The sequence below is a fragment of the Pseudomonas lyxosi genome (assembly GCF_047758685.1).
In the GTDB taxonomy this organism is placed as follows: domain Bacteria; phylum Pseudomonadota; class Gammaproteobacteria; order Pseudomonadales; family Pseudomonadaceae; genus Aquipseudomonas; species Aquipseudomonas lyxosi.
In genome coordinates, this window is sequence record NZ_CP180481.1 from 4,416,603 (window position 1) to 4,434,393 (window position 17,791).

At 59.1% G+C, this 17,791-nt stretch carries 16 protein-coding genes; 12 read left to right on the forward strand and 4 right to left on the reverse strand.

Annotation, left to right across the window (positions count from 1 at the left end; all coding sequences use genetic code 11):
• The first annotated feature begins 73 nt into the window (after window positions 1–73).
• Window positions 74–2,329 carry an Orn/Lys/Arg decarboxylase N-terminal domain-containing protein gene (locus tag ACMXYI_RS20435; protein ID WP_415768792.1) on the forward strand — a complete coding sequence of 752 codons (2,256 nt, stop codon included), beginning with the start codon at window positions 74–76 and terminating at the stop codon, window positions 2,327–2,329.
• A gap of 14 nt (window positions 2,330–2,343) precedes the next feature.
• Window positions 2,344–2,958, forward strand: a complete 615-nt coding sequence (locus tag ACMXYI_RS20440; protein WP_415768793.1) for a GNAT family N-acetyltransferase — start codon at window positions 2,344–2,346, stop codon at window positions 2,956–2,958.
• Here ACMXYI_RS20440 and ACMXYI_RS20445 read toward each other — a convergent pair.
• Together ACMXYI_RS20445 and ACMXYI_RS20450 are read right to left on the reverse strand one after the other, a co-directional pair.
• Window positions 2,924–3,817, reverse strand: a complete 894-nt coding sequence (locus tag ACMXYI_RS20445; RefSeq protein ID WP_415768794.1) for a LysR family transcriptional regulator — start codon at window positions 3,815–3,817, stop codon at window positions 2,924–2,926. The two genes, ACMXYI_RS20440 and ACMXYI_RS20445, sit on opposite strands and share 35 nt — an antisense overlap.
• Before the next feature lie 88 nt (window positions 3,818–3,905).
• Entirely contained in the window at window positions 3,906–4,166 is a 261-nt protein-coding gene (locus tag ACMXYI_RS20450; RefSeq protein ID WP_046048837.1) for a hypothetical protein, read from the reverse strand.
• 175 nt (window positions 4,167–4,341) lie between these two features.
• Between ACMXYI_RS20450 and ACMXYI_RS20455 the strand changes: the two genes are divergently transcribed.
• On the forward strand, window positions 4,342–4,902 hold the full coding sequence (locus ACMXYI_RS20455; RefSeq protein WP_415768795.1) for an NADPH-dependent FMN reductase: 561 nt from the start codon (window positions 4,342–4,344) through the stop codon (window positions 4,900–4,902).
• A gap of 7 nt (window positions 4,903–4,909) precedes the next feature.
• Here ACMXYI_RS20455 and ACMXYI_RS20460 read toward each other — a convergent pair whose 3' ends face one another.
• On the reverse strand, window positions 4,910–5,563 hold the full coding sequence (locus ACMXYI_RS20460; protein WP_415768796.1) for a TetR/AcrR family transcriptional regulator: 654 nt from the start codon (window positions 5,561–5,563) through the stop codon (window positions 4,910–4,912).
• A gap of 55 nt (window positions 5,564–5,618) precedes the next feature.
• On the opposite strand from ACMXYI_RS20460, the gene ACMXYI_RS20465 reads away from it, so the two are divergent.
• Together ACMXYI_RS20465 and ACMXYI_RS20470 are read left to right on the forward strand one after the other, a co-directional pair.
• Window positions 5,619–6,722 carry a DUF2855 family protein gene (locus ACMXYI_RS20465; protein WP_415768797.1) on the forward strand — a complete coding sequence of 368 codons (1,104 nt, stop codon included), beginning with the start codon at window positions 5,619–5,621 and terminating at the stop codon, window positions 6,720–6,722.
• A gap of 262 nt (window positions 6,723–6,984) precedes the next feature.
• Window positions 6,985–8,268, forward strand: coding sequence for an arsenic transporter (locus tag ACMXYI_RS20470; RefSeq protein WP_415768798.1), 1,284 nt, complete (start codon window positions 6,985–6,987; stop codon window positions 8,266–8,268).
• Between the two features lie 27 nt (window positions 8,269–8,295).
• Here the strand turns inward: ACMXYI_RS20470 and ACMXYI_RS20475 are convergent, their stop codons facing one another.
• Complete coding sequence (locus tag ACMXYI_RS20475; protein WP_415768799.1) at window positions 8,296–9,246, reverse strand: DUF1853 family protein; 951 nt, start codon at window positions 9,244–9,246, stop codon at window positions 8,296–8,298.
• Between the two features lie 116 nt (window positions 9,247–9,362).
• On the opposite strand from ACMXYI_RS20475, the gene ACMXYI_RS20480 reads away from it, so the two are divergent.
• The 7 genes from ACMXYI_RS20480 (at window position 9,363) to ACMXYI_RS20510 (ending at window position 17,644) form a co-directional block, all read left to right on the forward strand.
• Window positions 9,363–10,253, forward strand: coding sequence for an NAD(+) kinase (locus ACMXYI_RS20480; protein ID WP_007906781.1), 891 nt, complete (start codon window positions 9,363–9,365; stop codon window positions 10,251–10,253).
• Window positions 10,250–11,224: a metallophosphoesterase gene (locus ACMXYI_RS20485; protein WP_415773937.1), complete on the forward strand. Its 975-nt coding sequence runs from the start codon at window positions 10,250–10,252 to the stop codon at window positions 11,222–11,224. The genes ACMXYI_RS20480 and ACMXYI_RS20485 overlap by 4 nt, the downstream gene beginning before the upstream one ends.
• Window positions 11,221–12,090, forward strand: a complete 870-nt coding sequence (locus ACMXYI_RS20490) for a rhomboid family intramembrane serine protease (protein ID WP_415768800.1) — start codon at window positions 11,221–11,223, stop codon at window positions 12,088–12,090. Before ACMXYI_RS20485 ends, ACMXYI_RS20490 begins: the two co-directional genes overlap by 4 nt.
• A gap of 33 nt (window positions 12,091–12,123) precedes the next feature.
• Window positions 12,124–12,384 carry a YeaC family protein gene (locus ACMXYI_RS20495; RefSeq protein ID WP_415768801.1) on the forward strand — a complete coding sequence of 87 codons (261 nt, stop codon included), beginning with the start codon at window positions 12,124–12,126 and terminating at the stop codon, window positions 12,382–12,384.
• Window positions 12,381–13,211 carry a DUF2797 domain-containing protein gene (locus ACMXYI_RS20500; RefSeq protein WP_415768802.1) on the forward strand — a complete coding sequence of 277 codons (831 nt, stop codon included), beginning with the start codon at window positions 12,381–12,383 and terminating at the stop codon, window positions 13,209–13,211. Before ACMXYI_RS20495 ends, ACMXYI_RS20500 begins: the two co-directional genes overlap by 4 nt.
• 10 nt (window positions 13,212–13,221) lie before the next feature.
• Complete coding sequence (gene pepN / locus ACMXYI_RS20505) at window positions 13,222–15,879, forward strand: aminopeptidase N (protein WP_415768803.1); 2,658 nt, start codon at window positions 13,222–13,224, stop codon at window positions 15,877–15,879.
• A 236-nt stretch (window positions 15,880–16,115) separates the two neighbouring features.
• A protein-coding gene (locus ACMXYI_RS20510; protein WP_415768804.1) for an IS3 family transposase occupies window positions 16,116–17,644 on the forward strand; the annotation gives its coding sequence in 2 pieces (ribosomal slippage) (window positions 16,116–16,581 and window positions 16,581–17,644; 1,530 coding nt in all).
• Window positions 17,645–17,791 lie beyond the last annotated feature (147 nt).

Sequence of the window (17,791 nt, forward strand, 5' to 3'; positions counted from 1 at the left end):
CCACATGCGCCCGAACCCTCTACCCTGAGGTGATTGGCGGACCACGGTCTGCCGCCTCAGGACACTGAGCCCCATGTATAAAGATTTGAAATTCCCGGTCCTGATCGTCCATCGCGACATCAAGGCCGACACCGTCGCCGGTGATCGCGTGCGTGGTATCGCCCGGGAGCTGGAGCAAGAAGGCTTCAGCATTGTCTCGGCGGTGGATTACACCGAAGGGCGTCTGGTTGCCTCGACCCATCACGGTCTTTCCTGCATGTTGATTGCGGCCGAAGACGCCAGCACTCACTCTCATCTATTGCACAACATGGCCGAGCTGATTGGCCTGGCGCGGGTGCGTGCGCCTGACTTGCCGATCTTCGCACTGGGCGAGCAGGTGACCCTGGAGAACGCTCCCGCCGACGCCATGGCTGAACTCAATCAGCTGCGCGGGATACTTTATCTGTTCGAAGACACCGTGCCTTTTCTGGCCAGGCAGGTCGCCCGAGCGGCACGCAAATATCTGGATGGTTTGCTGCCGCCGTTTTTCAAAGCGCTGGTGCAGCACACGGCCGACTCCAATTATTCCTGGCACACACCCGGCCATGGCGGCGGCGTGGCGTACCACAAGAGCCCGGTGGGTCAGGCGTTTCACCAGTTCTTCGGGGAAAATACCCTGCGTTCCGATTTGTCGGTGTCGGTGCCGGAACTCGGCTCTTTGCTCGATCACACCGGTCCGCTGGCAGAAGCCGAGTCTCGTGCTGCCCGCAATTTCGGCGCCGATCACACCTTCTTCGTGATCAATGGCACCTCGACCGCCAACAAAATCGTCTGGCATTCGATGGTCGCTCGCGATGACTTGGTGTTGGTGGATCGCAACTGCCACAAATCGGTATTGCATTCGATCATCATGACCGGCGCCATTCCGCTGTACCTGTGCCCGGAGCGTAATGAGCTGGGGATCATCGGCCCGATTCCATTGAGCGAATTCAGCCGCGAATCGATTCAGGCCAAGATCGACGCCAGCCCGCTGACCAAGGGCCGGGTGCCCAAAGTCAAGTTGGCGGTGGTGACCAATTCGACGTACGACGGCCTCTGCTACAACGCTGAGCTGATCAAGCAGCAGTTGGGCAACAGCGTCGAGGTCTTGCACTTCGATGAGGCCTGGTACGCCTACGCGGCGTTTCACGAGTTCTTCGCCGGGCGTTACGGCATGGGCACTTCCCGCAGTGAAGACGGCCCGCTGGTGTTCACCACCCATTCCACCCACAAACTGCTGGCGGCGTTCAGCCAGGCGTCGATGATTCACGTCCAGGACGGCGGCGCGCGGCAGCTGGATCGGGATCGCTTCAATGAAGCGTTCATGATGCACATCTCCACCTCGCCGCAGTACAGCATCATCGCTTCGCTGGATGTGGCGTCGGCCATGATGGAAGGCCCAGCCGGGCGTTCGCTGTTGCAGGAAATGTTCGACGAAGCGCTGAGTTTCCGCCGGGCGCTGGCCAATTTGCGCCAGCACATCGCCGCTGACGATTGGTGGTTTTCCATCTGGCAGCCGCCGTCGGTGGAAGGCATCGATCGTGTTGTCACGCAAGACTGGCTGCTGCAACCCGACGCCGACTGGCACGGCTTTGGCGGCGTGACCGACGACTACGTGCTGCTTGATCCGATCAAGGTCACGTTGGTGATGCCGGGCCTGACGGCAGGCGGCGCCCTCAGCGAGCGCGGGATTCCGGCGGCGGTGGTCAGTAAATTCCTTTGGGAGCGTGGGCTGGTCGTTGAAAAGACCGGGCTGTATTCGTTCCTGGTGCTGTTCTCCATGGGCATCACCAAGGGCAAATGGAGCACGCTGCTGACCGAGTTGCTGGAGTTCAAGCGCAGCTACGATGCCAATGTCAGCCTCGCGACTTGCCTGCCGTGCGTGGCGCAAGAGAATGTCACGCGCTATCAGGGCATGGGGTTGCGCGATCTGTGCGATCAACTGCACGCCTGCTATCGCAGCAATGCCACGGCCAAACACCTCAAGCGCATGTACACAGTGCTGCCGGAAATCGCCATGAAGCCGTCTGACGCCTATGATCAATTAGTGCGTGGCGAGGTTGAAGCGGTGTCGATCGATGCTCTGGATGGGCGGATCGCCGCGGTGATGCTGGTGCCGTACCCGCCGGGGATTCCGTTGATCATGCCCGGCGAGCGCTTTACCGAGTCGACGCGCTCGATCATCGATTACCTGGCATTTGCGCGCACGTTCGATAGCAGCTTCCCGGGGTTTGTCGCTGATGTGCACGGATTGCAACACGAAGACGAGGGCAATGGACGGCATTACACCGTTGATTGCATCAAGGAATGAGGACCTTTCCCAGTATGCAACCGATCATGAATCCGAAATACCCAGGGCTGTCGGTGCGCGTTGCCGACGATGGTTTTGCAGCCTATATCTGGGGCAGTGATTTCAGTTTTGAAGTCGCGGCCTACGGCGCAGCCGAAATCGGCAAACCGGTGGAGCAATGGCCGGTGACGCCGATCACGCCCTATCGCAAGTGCTACGGCATTGATCCCGAAGAGTTCAGCAGTTTCCGCGATGCCGCTGACAGCGCGATTTTCATGGCTTATCTCGATGATGAGCCGGTGGGTCACCTGGTGGTCAGCACCAACTGGAACGGCTTTGCCCATATCGACGAGTTGGCGGTGCATGCGCCGGCGCGCCGTCATGGCGTGGCCAAGGCGTTGCTGGATGTGGCGCAGTTCTGGAGCCGCAAAAAGAAACTGCCGGGCATCATGCTCGAAACCCAGAACAACAACCTGGGTGGCTGCCGGCTCTATGAGCGCAGCGGTTACGTCCTGGGCGGAATCGATCATCTGCGTTATCGCGGGATCGATCCGAACACCGCCGAAGTGGCGCTGTTCTGGTATCGATTGTTCGATAACCCGCTGGAAACCCCGGTTAGTTCGCCAACATCGCCACGGCTTGTTCCGTGATGATGCCCAGCAATGCCTGAACCGCTGGCGATGGCTCGCCATTCTTGAGGGTCAAGGCATAAAGGCTGATCGGCACGGCCGGCGCCAGCGGGCAGGCATCCAGTCCGGCCGATTTGGCCCCGAGGGCGGTGAAAGGGTCGACGATGGCCAGGCCTTCACCGGCCTCGACCATGCTGCGCATCATTTGATGAGTCTGTACCCGTGTCTGAATGACCGGGGCAGGGCGCAGGGCATGCAGTTTGTTTTCCAGCGCCGGGCTCAGCGGATCGTGACCTTCCAGGCCCACCATCGATTGGCCGGCCAGGTCCTGCAGCGAAATGTACTTTTGTTTGGGTTGCAACCAGCCGTGGGGTGCCAGCAGCTGTAGTTTGCCTTGGGCAATCACCTGGCAATGAACGTCGGCGTGATCGGGGTCATGCAGGCTCACGCCCAGATCGCTTTCACGCAGCAGCAGGTTTCTGACGATCTCGCGGGTAGGTTGACTCAGAAGGGTGCAAGGCGCGTCAGGAAGACGTCGGCGCAGGGCGGCAATGCTCTGTGGCAATAGCTGCTGTGCCAGGGGCGGCGTGCAGACAATCCGCAAGGGCGGAGCCTGATATTGCTTGAGGCTGTTGGCCAGGCGCTGGACCGGCTCGAGCGCTTCATAGACGTGGGCGATCTGGACCTGCAACTCCCGCGCCTCGCGCGTAGCCTGCAAGCGTCCACGCACGCTGGAAAACAGCATGAAACCCAACTGATCCTCGGCGTCGCGCAGAATCCCTTCGACTTCGGCCACAGGCAACTGCAGCCATTCGGCGGCGGTGCCCAGGTGACCGGTCTGCAGGAGCGCCTGGATCACTTCGATATGACGTAAACGCATGCGTGAAGTCCATGTTCAGCAGGTGAGGGAGTCAGTGGCTGAATCCTAACTCAAGTGCGCGCATATGACTTCTGCTCATAACACGGGGTTATGAAGCGACGTTGGTTTCCGGCCGGCTGCCGACATAGGTGTCGGGCTCGCGCACGATAGTGACGTCCGATTGCACCAGCAAAAACTGGTTGTCATCGAGTTTTTTAACGCGATCGCCAATGGCCAGCTTATAAGTGGTGACAGGCACCGAGCCAGTGAGGCCGTCTGCCGACGGGGTGGATTCCTGGAACTCATGCACGGAATAAACGCGGCCTTCCGCGTCTCTTGCATGGAACTGACCGACGAGTACTGCTGCCATCTGCTTAGAACCTCTGGGGATAAATCACTCAATTTGCGGCTCTGTAGACCGTGGTTGGGCGAGGTAAGTTTTCCTACGGGAAAAAAATAGTCAGGGACGGCGTTTTCAGTCGCCCACTGGTTGAATCGTCATCTATAACTACAAGCTCTTTCCATCGGACAGTCGAGAATCTTCCATGAGCAACGTCTATAAGATCGCTGTACTGGTCGGCAGCTTGAGAAAGGAATCGATCAATCGCAAGGTGGCGCTGGCCCTGGCCGAGCTGGCGCCTGCCAATCTCAAACTGGCTATCGTCGAAATCGGCGATCTGCCGCTCTACAACGAGGACATCGATGGTGCTACACCGCCCGCAGCCTACAGCACTTTCCGGCAACAAGTGAGCTCATCCGACGCGGTGCTGTTCGTCACCCCCGAATACAACCGTTCGGTGCCTGCGCCGATGAAGAACGCGATCGATGTGGGTTCGCGTCCCTATGGCAAGAGTGCCTGGAGCGGCAAGCCCGGAGCGGTGATCAGTGCTTCGCCGGGCGCTATCGGTGGTTTTGGCGCCAACCATCACCTGCGCCAGTCCATGGTGTTTCTGGATGTGCCGTGCATGCAGCAACCGGAAGCCTACTTGAGCGGCGCCGGTTCAGCGTTCGACGAGGCGGGTAACCTGTCCGAGGCGCTCAAACCGTTTTTGCAAAAATTCATCAATGCCTATGGGCAGTGGGTCGAGCAGCATAAAAAGCAATGACGCTCTTTTAGCCACGGAGCCGGCCACAGATCATCGATTCGATCTCCAGCAGCCATGCGGCGGTTTGCGCCGCCGCAGGTTGTGCGGTGACGCAATAACGGCGACCGCCCCAAGCCGTGATCAGCCAGGCATCAATGGTTGTTTCTGAAGGGCATACGGGCAAGTCGGTACAGGCTGCGAAGGCTTCGCGCCACTTCTGCGACAGCTCCTGGAACACTCGCCGATGGTGTTTGGGTTCGGCGATCTGGTGTTCGAGGGTCATCAGTTCATAGTCGAACAACGGTTGCCTGGCCTCGACCGGGTCACAGGTCAGGCGTATCAGACGGTTGGTCCGGGTCTGCCAATCCAGATCCGTGGGCTGTACGACCTGTTCATCCACCTGCTGCAACAGGTGCTCCAGGCAATGTCGGACGTAACCTGACAGCAAGGCTTCCTTGCTCGGGAAATAGTCGTACAGCGTGCCAATGGCGACGCCTGCTTCCAGTGCGACCGCGCGCGTGGTCAAACCCGACCAGCCATCGCGCCGCCAAATCCGAACAAACGCCTCATAAATGGCTTCCACGGTGAAAACTGCCCGGGCCTGACTCGGTCGTTTCAGCGGCTTTGCGCGGGGATTGAGGGTGGGCGCGATGCCCTTGGAGTTTCCGAACCCGCTCTTCATCGGCTGCCACTACTCTGGTGCTACCCGCCACTCACTCGCAGCAGGAGTCTGAAAGATGCAAAGTCCGAGCACGGTAACACGGCTGATCACCCGCAAAAACGCCCTCGACCAGAGTCGAATCGAGCAGGAGCAACGTAGCCTGATTCCGGCTGACGGGGAGGTGATTTTCAAGATCGACCGGTGCGCGTTGACCACCAATAACATTACCTACGCCGCTTATGGCGATTCGATGAACTACTGGGAATTCTTTCCTACAGGGTTGGCGGAATGGGGTCACATCCCGGCGTGGGGTTTTGCCGATGTCGTGGCGTCTGATGTGGCCGGTATCAATGTCGGGGAGCGCTTCTACGGGTATTTTCCGATTGCCAGCCATCTGTGGATGCGCCCGGAACGGGTCACTGAGCGTGGTTTCTATGACGCCGCCGAGCATCGGCAGGCACTGACGTCGGCTTACAACCAATACACCCGTTGCAGCTGGGATTCGTACTACAGCCCTGAAACCGAAAACCTGCAGATTTTGCTCAAGCCGCTGTTCCTGACCTCGTCGATGCTGGCGGATTTCCTGCAGGACAATCAGTTCTTCGGCGCAACTCGACTGGTGTTCTCCAGCGCTTCGAGCAAAACCGCCTACGGCACGGCTGTGTGCCTGGAAAACCACCCTGACCTGGAGCGGGTGGCGCTGACCTCCGCCGGCAACAAGGCGTTTGTCGAGAAACTCGGTTGTTACGAGCGAACGGTGGCCTACGCAGAACTGGCGAGCCTGGCCAATGACCGCCCTACGTTGTACGTAGATTTTTCCGGCGACCTGGATTTACGTGATCAGGTCCACCAGCATTTTACCGGGCAGTTGGTTTACAGCTGTTTCGCCGGTTCTGCGCAAAGCACCGATGAGGCTAGATTGACGGCCATCGAGGGGCCGCAACCGGTGTTCTTTTTTGCGCCGATCCAGATCCGCAAGCGCAATGCCGAGTGGGGGGCGGAAGGAGTCAGCCAGCATATTGGTGAGGGTTTGCAGCGTTTCTACCGGCAGTTGACGACGGCTGAAAATCCGTTGCTCGAAGTGGTCGAGGACAAAGGCTATGAAGCCGCGCAGAGCGTGATTTCCCGGCTGTTCCACGGCCAGATCGCACCGGTGGAGGGCCATGTGATCCGGCTATAGCACACCGATCTGTCGTAGCAGCTGTCGAGCCCGCGAGGCTGCGTTCGGCGACGCAGTCGTCGTGAAATCAGGCACCGTGGTGTCCCAGAAATACCGCGTTCGCAGGGTTTACGACGACTGCGTCGCCGAACGCAGCCTCGCGGGCTCGACAGCTGCTACGTTGATTGCGGTGCGTTTAGGGGGAGAGGAGCAAGTTTGGGCTTTACTCCGCTTGTGCATTGCGGCTGAATCGCGGTTTGTTTTTCCGACAAGGCTGCACTGCATGCTGATCGCATCGTTGATTTTCCTGCTGACCATCACCTTGGTGATCTGGCAGCCAAAAGGCCTTGGCGTCGGCTGGAGTGCGGTATTCGGCGCGGTACTTGCGCTGATTTTCGGGGTCGTTCATCTGAGCGACATCCCGCTGGTGTGGCAGATTATCTGGAACGCCACCGGGACCTTTGTCGCGCTGATTGTCATCAGTCTGCTGCTGGACGAGGCGGGTTTTTTCGCCTGGGCGGCGTTGCATGTGGCCCGATGGGGGCGGGGCAGCGGACGCAAGCTGTTTGCTTATATGGTGCTGCTCGGGGCGTTGGTGTCGGCGTTGTTTGCCAATGACGGGGCAGCGCTGATTCTCACACCCATCGTGATTTCCATGCTGCTGGCGTTGCGCTTTTCCCCGGCGGCGACACTGGCGTTCGTCATGGGCGCCGGTTTCATCGCTGACACGGCGAGTCTGCCGTTGGTGGTGTCGAACCTGGTGAACATTGTTTCAGCGGACTTCTTCAATATCAGTTTCAACCGTTATGCGGCAGTCATGATTCCGGTCAACTTCGTCAGCGTCGCCGCCACGCTGGCGATGCTGATGTGGTTCTTCCGTCGTGACATCCCCAAGGATTACGACCCCGAGCAACTGGCGCATCCGGCTTCAGCGATCCACGACAACGCCACTTTTTATGCCGGTTGGGCCGTGTTGGTGATTCTGTTGCTCGGCTGCTTCGCGCTGGAACCGCTGGGGATTCCGATCAGTGCCATTTCTGCGGTGTGCGCGGCGTTGCTGCTGGCCATCGCCGCCCGTGGTCACAAGATTTCCACGCGCAAAGTCATCAAGGAAGCGCCGTGGCATATCGTGATTTTCTCGCTGGGCATGTACCTGGTGGTCTATGGCCTGCGCAACGCCGGGCTCACGGGGTATCTGGCCGGATGGCTGGATGGTTTTGCCGGTTACGGCGTGTGGGGCGCGGCGATGGGCACGGGCGTGCTGACGGCGCTGCTGTCGTCGATGATGAACAATCTGCCGACGGTGCTGATCGGTTTGCTGTCGATCGATGCCAGCCAGGCGACCGGGGTGGTGAAGGAGGCGATGATCTACGCCAACGTCATCGGCAGCGACCTGGGGCCGAAGATTACGCCGATCGGCAGCCTGGCGACGTTGCTGTGGTTACATGTGCTGGAGCGCAAGAGCATTCGGATCGGCTGGGGGTATTACTTCAAGGTCGGGATTGTGCTGACGGTGCCGGTATTGTTGGTGACGTTGGCGGCTTTGGCATTAAGGCTATCTATCTGAACCGAGCTGGCCCAGACGCTACAAAACTCAGCCATTACCCGGCACATTCGGCCAAAGATCCGCCACCAGAAACAGTCGCTCGGCTTCTTCCCAATCGCCCTGGGCGTTTTCTGTGAGTCGCACCAGCAACTGCGCCGGGGCCAGTGGCTCCAGATCGCTGAGCCAGGCATTCAGCTGTTCAATGCTCCAGGTCTGCTCCACCGGATAGTGCGCCGGCGCCAGCCAGGCATGGCGGGGCAGGGGTTGCCAGCGACCGAACGGGCGTTGCACGACAAAATCTGCCCAGTCCTTCTGATGCAGCCAGCTACCGCGTAAATGCTGGGGATGTGCACCATTCGGTGGCTCGGCCGGTCCTGGCCACGGATACAGCAAATAGCCGCCCAGCCACAAATGTGCACTGAACTGCTGGATATCCAGCGCCGCCAATACTTCGCGGCTCTCCGGGCGCGCCGAAATCGGTAATTGATGCTGAGTCAGATGGGCCAGTTTGCGGTCCAGCCGATCATGGCAGCCGGGGCCGAGCCACTGCGCCGTGTCGTGTCCGTCGCCATTTTGCGGGCCAAGGTAAAGTTTGATCGCCAGTTCCAGATGATGCACGCCGTCACGATCGCGCAGCAGCATGTCCAGTTCGCCCAGCGTGTGGCCTTCGCGGCGGATCGGCATGTTGGCGGCAATCAGGTCGATACCCGGCGCGTGCCGCACGGCGTATTGCCAGAGGCGTTCGTAGTACAAGCCCAGTCGCCGGGTTCTGGCCTGCGCCAGCCAGTGCAGCAAGTCATAACTGTCTCGATCCAGTTGCCGCAGCCACTGTTCCAGCCGCTCCGGCGCTTGTACCCAATCACTGCCGGTCAGCGGGTGTCGCTGCGGCCACGTCGTGACGCCAAGCATCGGCGGCGCGAGGATGACCCAAGCCAGGTCGCGCACTTCGGGGTGGCGCAACTGGTGGGGTAACTGCAGCAAATCGGGAAATAGGATCATCTTGCGAGCATAGCCTCAATCGTGAGTACACCGTTGTGGCTGAAAGGATTTTGTCTATCCCGCGCTTTCGCCCATAATCGTGTTTTTCGCCGCCGCTGCCCTTCATTAGGAGCCCCATGGAGCAATTTCGTAATATCGGCATCATCGGTCGCCTGGGCAGTTCTCAGGTGCTGGATACCGTTCGCCGACTGAAACGGTTTCTGCTCGATCGTCACCTGCACGTGATCCTCGAAGACACCATCGCCGAAGTGCTGCCGGGTCATGGCCTGCAAACCTCGTCGCGCAAGATGCTCGGTGAAGTATGTGACATGGTGATTGTGGTCGGTGGTGACGGCAGCCTGTTGGGCGCCGCGCGGGCACTGGCCCGACACAATATTCCGGTGCTCGGCATCAACCGTGGCAGCCTGGGCTTCCTGACCGATATTCGCCCCGATGAGCTGGAAGTCAAAGTCGCCGAAGTGCTCGACGGCCACTATCTGGTGGAAAACCGCTTCCTGCTGCAAGCCGAAGTTCGTCGTCACGCCGAGGCCATTGGTCAGGGCGACGCGCTGAACGACGTGGTGCTGCACCCCGGCAAGTCGACGCGGATGATCGAGTTTGAACTGTACATCGACGGCCAGTTCGTCTGCAGCCAGAAGGCCGACGGCCTGATCGTCGCCACGCCCACCGGTTCGACCGCCTACGCGCTGTCGGCGGGCGGGCCGATCATGCATCCCAAGCTCGACGCTATTGTGATTGTGCCGATGTACCCCCATACCTTGTCGGGCAGGCCGATTGTGGTCGATGGCAACAGTGAGCTGAAAATCGTCGTGTCCAAAGATATGCAGATTTACCCGCAAGTCTCCTGTGACGGGCAGAACCATTTCACCTGCGCACCGGGTGACACCATCACGATCAGCAAGAAAGCCCAGAAGCTGCGGCTGATTCACCCGCTCGACCACAACTACTATGAAGTCTGCCGGACCAAACTCGGCTGGGGCAGCAAGTTGGGTGGTGGAGGCGACTGATGCTCGATCCCGCGCGAAGCTACGACCTGATCGGTGACGTGCACGGTTGCGCTCTGACCCTTGAGCACTTGCTCGACCGGCTCGGTTATCAAAAACAAGGTGGCGTCTGGCGGCATCCGTCGCGTATGGCGGTGTTCGTCGGCGACATCATCGACCGCGGCCCGCGGATTCGCGAAGCGCTGCACATCGTTCACGACATGGTCGAAGCCGGCCAGGCGCTGTGCATCATGGGCAACCATGAATTCAACGCCCTCGGCTGGAGCACACCGGCGCCTCCGGGCAGCGGCAAGCAGTTCGTGCGTGAACACACCCCGCGCCATGCCCGTTTGCTGAACGAAACCCTGACCCAATTCGAAGACCATCCGGCTGACTGGCATGACTTCCTGCAATGGTTCTATGAGATGCCATTGTTCGTCGATGCCGGGCGTTTCCGGGTGGTGCATGCCTGCTGGGACGCGGGGTTGATCGAACCATTGCGCGCGCTATTCCCTAACGGTTGCGTCGATGAACATTTCCTCCAGGCCTCGGCCGTACCGGGCAGTTTCGCCTGCACTGTGTTCGACCGCCTGCTGCGCGGCACTGACATGCGCTTGCCTCATGGTCTGACAATGACCAGTGGCGATGGCCTGACGCGTTCGTTCTTCCGCACCAAGTTCTGGGAAGACGACCCGCAAACCTACGGAGACATCGTGTTCCAGCCCGACGCCTTGCCCGAACCCGTGGCCCGGACGCCGCTGTCGTCCACCGAAAAAAACACCTTGCTGCGCTATGGCGTCGACGAGCCATTGTTGTTCGTGGGCCATTACTGGCGCAGCGGCAAACCGGTGCCGATCCGGCCGAACCTGGCCTGCCTGGATTACAGCGCGGTGCTCTACGGCAAACTGGTCGCCTACCGTCTGGACCAGGAAACCCGCCTCGATCCGCATAAATTTGTCTGGGTTGATGTCGAGCGGCCGGAGGTGTTGCGATGAGTGCCGTTGCCGTATTACGGCTGCCGTTGGCGGTGGACTTGAGCGGGTTCGTCAAACTGTTGCAGCGCATGCAGGTGCCGCATCGGGTCAGCGAAGAGGCGGGTGAGCAAGTGCTGTGGGTGCCGGCCAACATCAGCGAAGATGTGCGCACGTTGTACGAACGCTTCCCGGCCGGTGATCCCGATCAGCAGCTGGACATTCCGGTGGCGCAAACCATAAAGCGCCCAGGTTTCGTTGAGCAACTGCGCCACGCCAAGGCGACAGCGTTCGTGTTGCTGCTGAGCCTGCTTGTCGGCGCGGTGACGCTGTTGGGCGAAAACCTCGACACGATGCGCTGGCTGACCTTCCTCGATTTCCGCATTGTCGGCGAGTACATCCACTTCGTGCCCTTGGCCGACAGTCTGGCAGCGGGGCAGTGGTGGCGTCTGGTGACACCGATGCTGATCCACTTCGGCATCCTGCACCTGGCCATGAACGGCATGTGGTATTGGGAGCTGGGGCGGCGCATCGAGTCGCGCCAGGGCAGTATCAACCTGATCGGCCTGACGTTGCTGTTCGGCCTGGTCTCGAACTACGCCCAGTTTGTTTTCAGTGGTCCGACACTATTTGGTGGGTTGTCCGGCGTGCTGTACGGCCTGCTCGGGCATTGCTGGATCTTTCAGCTGTTGTCGCCAAACCCTGCTTATCGCCTGCCGCGCGGCGTGCTGGTGATGATGCTGGTGTGGCTATTGCTGTGCCTGTCCGGGCTGGTCTCGATGATCGGCTTCGGTGAAATTGCCAATGCGGCCCACGTCGGCGGGTTGCTCGTCGGATGCTTGACCGGTTTGTTGGGTGGTTTGTACAACCGCCGTAAACTGGCCGCCTAAAACAGTTATGTATTAAAGAGCGCGGAGCCCTTGATGTCCTCTTTTAACGAAATGATCAACAACATCACCCCTGATATCTACCAGAGCCTGAAACTGGCGGTGGAAATCGGTAAATGGTCCGACGGTGGCAAACTCACCGCCGAACAACGCGAACTGTCGCTGCAAGCGATGATCGCCTGGGAAATCCAGAACCTGCCCGAAGACCAGCGCACCGGTTACATGGGCGTGCAGGAGTGCAGCTCCAAGTCGATCGAAGTGCCGAATATCCTGTTCAAATCGGATGCCGTCCATTGATCGAGATTGGCCGCGGTGCAATCAGCAAAATGTCGGCGCGCCTTGACGGGCCGAACGTGCAGTACGCGTTTCGTCTGGACGACGTCGAGGTGCCGGTCAACCCTTTGATCGGGACCACGGTGCGCCTGGAATACCTGGGAGCGATTCACTGCACCCATTGTGGACGCAAGACCAAAACCAGTTTCAGTCAGGGTTACTGCTACCCGTGCATGACCAAACTGGCCCAGTGCGATATCTGCATCATGAGCCCGGAGCGTTGCCACTACGACGCTGGCACTTGCCGTGAGCCGGAGTGGGGCGAGAAGTTCTGCATGACGGATCACATTGTGTATCTGTCCAATTCCTCGGGGGTGAAGGTCGGGATTACCCGCGCCACCCAGCTGCCGACCCGTTGGATCGATCAGGGCGCCCGTCAGGCCTTGCCGATCATGCGTGTCTCGACCCGTCAGCAGTCGGGCTTCGTCGAAGACCTGTTCCGCAGTCAGGTGGCGGACAAGACCAACTGGCGTGCATTACTCAAGGGCGATGCGGTGTCGGTTGACCTGGCGCAGGTTCGTGATCAGCTATTCGACAGTTGCGCCGAAGGATTGCAAAGTTTGCAGGAACGATTCGGCCTACAGGCGATCCAGACTATTGCCGATGTCGAACCGCTCGAAATCCGATATCCGATCGAGCAATACCCGGCGAAGATTGTCAGCTTCAACCTGGACAAGAACCCGATTGCCGAAGGCACGCTGCTAGGGATCAAAGGGCAATACCTGATCTTCGACACTGGCGTGATCAATATTCGTAAATACACGGCCTACCAGCTCGCCGTGCATCAGTAAGGACTCCAGCATGCGCACCGAACAACCGAAGATGATCTACCTGAAGGACTATCAGGCGCCCGAGTACCTGATCGACGAGACGCACCTGACCTTCGAGTTGTACGAGGACCACAGCCTGGTCCATGCGCAACTGGTGATGCGCCGCAATCCTGAACGTGGCCCGGGCCTGCCGCCGCTGGTGCTGGATGGCCAGCAGCTTGAATTGCTGTCGGTCACACTGGCCGACCGTGAGCTGAATGCCGCTGACTACCAGTTGACCGAGAATCACCTGACCCTGCACCCGACCAGCACCACCTTCACGGTCGACACCAGCGTCAAGATCCACCCGGAAACCAACACCGCGCTGGAAGGTCTGTACAAGTCCGGCACGATGTTCTGCACCCAGTGCGAGGCCGAAGGCTTCCGCAAGATCACCTATTACCTCGATCGCCCGGACGTGATGAGCACGTTCACCACCACGGTGGTTGCCGAGCAGCACAGCTATCCGGTGCTGCTGTCCAACGGCAATCCGATTGCCAGCGGTCCGGGCGAAGACGGCCGGCACTGGGCGACCTGGGAAGATCCGTTCAAGAAACCGGCCTACCTGTTTGCGCTGGTGGCCGGTGATTTGTGGTGCGTCGAAGACACCTTCACCACCATGACCGATCGCGCTGTAGCGCTGCGCATTTATGTCGAGCCGGAAAACATCGACAAGTGCCAGCACGCCATGAACAGCCTGAAGAAGTCGATGCGCTGGGACGAAGAGGTCTACGGTCGCGAGTATGACCTGGACATCTTCATGATCGTCGCGGTCAACGACTTCAACATGGGCGCCATGGAGAACAAGGGCCTCAACATCTTCAACTCGAGCGCCGTGCTGGCCCGCGCCGAAACTGCGACCGACGCCGCGCACCAGCGGGTCGAGGCGATTGTTGCCCACGAATACTTCCACAACTGGTCGGGCAACCGCGTGACCTGCCGCGACTGGTTCCAGTTGTCGCTCAAGGAAGGCTTCACCGTGTTCCGCGATTCGGGCTTCTCCGCCGACATGAACTCGGCCACGGTCAAGCGTATCCAGGACGTGGCGTACCTGCGCACCCACCAGTTCGCCGAAGACGCAGGTCCCATGGCTCACGCCGTGCGCCCGGACAGCTTTATCGAGATTTCCAACTTCTACACCCTGACCGTGTACGAAAAGGGTTCGGAAGTGGTCGGCATGATCCATACCTTGCTCGGCGCCGAAGGCTTCCGCAAAGGCAGCGACCTGTACTTCGATCGCCATGACGGCCAGGCCGTGACTTGCGACGACTTCATCAAGACCATGGAAGACGCCAACGGTGTCGACCTGACCCAGTTCAAGCGCTGGTACAGCCAGGCCGGCACGCCGCGTTTGGCAGTCAGCGAGTCCTACGACGCGGTGGCGAAAACCTACAGCCTGACGTTCCGTCAAAGCTGCCCGGCAACCCCGGACAAGGTTGAGAAGTTGCCGTTCGTGATCCCGGTCGAATTGGGCCTGCTGGACTCCAAAGGTGCGGCCATTGCGTTGCGTCTTTCCGGTGAAGCCAGCGCTCAGGGCACCTCACGGGTCATTTCGGTGACCGAAGCCGAGCAGACATTCACCTTCATCGACATCGCGGAACAGCCATTGCCTTCGTTGCTGCGCGGCTTCTCGGCGCCGGTGAAACTGAGCTTCCCGTACAACCGCGATCAGCTGATGTTCCTGATGCAGCACGACAGCGACGGCTTCAACCGTTGGGATGCGGGTCAGCAATTGTCGGTTCAGGTGCTGCAAGAGCTGATTGCTCAGCAGCAAAAAGGCGAGAAGCTGGTGCTGGATCAGCGCCTGATTTCTGCCTTGCGCACCGTGTTGTCGGACGAGACGCTGGATCAGGCCATGGTCGCGGAAATGCTTTCGCTGCCGGGCGAGGCGTATCTGACCGAGATCAGCGAAGTGGCTGACGTTGACGCCATTCACATCGCACGCGAGTTTGCTCGCAAGCAATTGGCAGAAGGTTTGTTCGAGGCGTTGTGGCTGCGTTATCAGGCCAATCGCGATCTGTCGAAGAAAACCCCGTATGTAGCCGAGGCCGAGCACTTCGCTCGTCGCGCGTTGCAGAACATTGCGCTGTCGTACCTGATGCTCATCGGTAAGCCGGAAGTGTTGGCGGCGACGCTTGAGCAGTTCGAAACCAGCGACAACATGACCGAGCGCCTGACGGCGTTGGCGGTATTGGTGAATTCGCCGTTCGAAGAAGAGAAGGCCACGGCACTGGCGAGTTTTGCCGAGCACTTCAAGGATAATCCGCTGGTCATGGATCAGTGGTTCAGCGTCCAGGCGGGCAGTGTATTGCCCGGTGGTCTGGAGCGGGTCAAGGCGTTGATGCAGCATCCGGCATTCAATATCAAGAACCCGAACAAGGTGCGGGCGCTGGTCGGCGCGTTTGCCGGGCAGAACCTGATCAACTTCCATGCGGCGGATGGTTCGGGTTATCGGTTCCTGGCGGATCTGGTGATTGAGTTGAACGGGTTCAACCCGCAGATTGCTTCCCGGCAGCTGGCGCCGCTGACTCGCTGGCGCAAATACGACGACGCGCGTCAGGCGTTGATGAAAGGTGAGCTGGAGCGGATTCGCGCTTCGGGTCAACTTTCGAGCGATGTGTTTGAGGTGGTCAGCAAAAGCCTGGCCTGACTCTGGGTTTGCTCCTACAGCGGTTCACCTGAACCCTGTAGGAGCTGAGCTTGCTCGCGAAGGCGGCCTTAGAGCCGACCGGGATTTTTGATGGTGTACATATCCATTCCTGCGGTAACGGCCGCTAATGGTTTCGCTCTTACAGCGAGTCCCTTTTGGCAAACGCCCTCCGTGTCAGGCTACTTGTCGCCCTTGTTGATTGACTCATTCACTCAAGAGGGCGAAGGTGCACGACAATGCCTATGCGTTATACCGACGACTTCAAAGACTGGGCCGTACAGCAAATGATGCCGCCCCTCAATCGTTCAGTGGCGGACCTCGCTGTTGCACTCAATGTCACGCCACAGGCACTGCGTAATTGGAGGCAAATGGCTAGAGATAAAGGTTTGATCGTGCCCGGAAACGGGAAGACCAGTGATCAATGGTCCAGCGCCGATAAATTCAATGCCGTCATGGAAACCGCGCCGTTGAGCGAGGTGGAAATCTCTCAATATTGCCGAATCAAAGGTATTTATCCTGAGCAAATCCAGCAGTGGCGCGAAGCCTGCCAAAACGCCAATACCCTTGCTGACCTGAAACCCAGCGCAGAGAAAACTGCCGAGCAACTACGGATCAAAGAGCTGGAACGTCAGTTGATTCGATCAGATGCTGGACGTGCTGAGGCGGAGGCTTTGCTGGAACTCAGAAAAAAAGCCAATGCGATCTGGGGCAAGGACAAGGAAGACTGATCAGTGCCTCTGATCGTACGCAAGCCATGAAGTTGATTGCCGAGGCAGTACTGGGTGGAGCTCGTCGATATCGGGCGTGCAACGAGCTGGGACTGAGCCTGCGCACGGTTCAACGTTGGCGACACACTGACTGCGACAAGCGCCTGGTGGCTCAGCGGGTAGCGCCATCAAACAAGCTCAGCGAGGCAGAGCGCCAAGCGGTGCTTGGCGCGGCCAATCAGGCTGGCTATGCCAGCCTCACACCGCACCAAATCGTTCCCAAGCTGGCAGATGAAGGTATCTATCTGGCTTCGGAATCGACTTTTTACCGTGTGTTAAAAGCGGCTAATCAAAACGTGCGCCGTGGTCGTGCCAAAGCCCCGAAACGCAAGGTGCTGACGACGCATCGTGCTGACGGCCCCAATCAGGTGTGGTGCTGGGATATCACCTGGTTGCCGAGCACAGTTAAGGGCCGTTTTTTCTACTGGTACATGGTCAAGGACATCTACAGCCGTAAATTGGTCGCCAATGAAGTGTATGAATCGGAGTGCAGCGAGCATGCGTGTGAGCTGCTTGAAAAAGGCTGCTTACGCGAGCACACAGCCGGTCGTCCCTTGGTGCTGCACTCAGACAATGGCCACGTCATGAGAGGTTCTTTGCTGCGTGAAAGCATGGTTGCTCTGGGCGTCGAGCCGTCATTTAGCAGACCTCGTGTGAGCAACGACAATGCCTACGCCGAAGCACTTTTTCGCACGGCAAAGTACTGCCCGCTCTGGCCGGATCAACCGTTTGATACGGTCACGCAAGCAAGGCTTTGGGTGCAAAAATTTATTGAGTGGTACAACGAAGACCATCGTCATAGTGCCTTGAAATACGTGACGCCGAACGAGCGCCATGAAGGCAAAGCAACAGCTCTATTACAGGCCAGAGCAGCGCTGTATGAAGATGCCAGGGAAGCTAATCCGAGCCGCTGGAGTACCAGCACACGCAACTGGAAGTTGGCAGATACGGTGTATTTGAACCCCGAACGCCCTGACGTTAAGGCCGCAATGGGTTAGCCGTAGGAATACCAAGGCGACAGGTACCTTGACACGTACCGAACGCCTCAAAAGTAACCAAAAAGTCTCGCCCCAAGCGTCCGGCCCCTCGCTTAGGCTCGGCGTTCCTTCGTTCCGGCATTCATCTGGGGGCATCGCCTCCGGTTG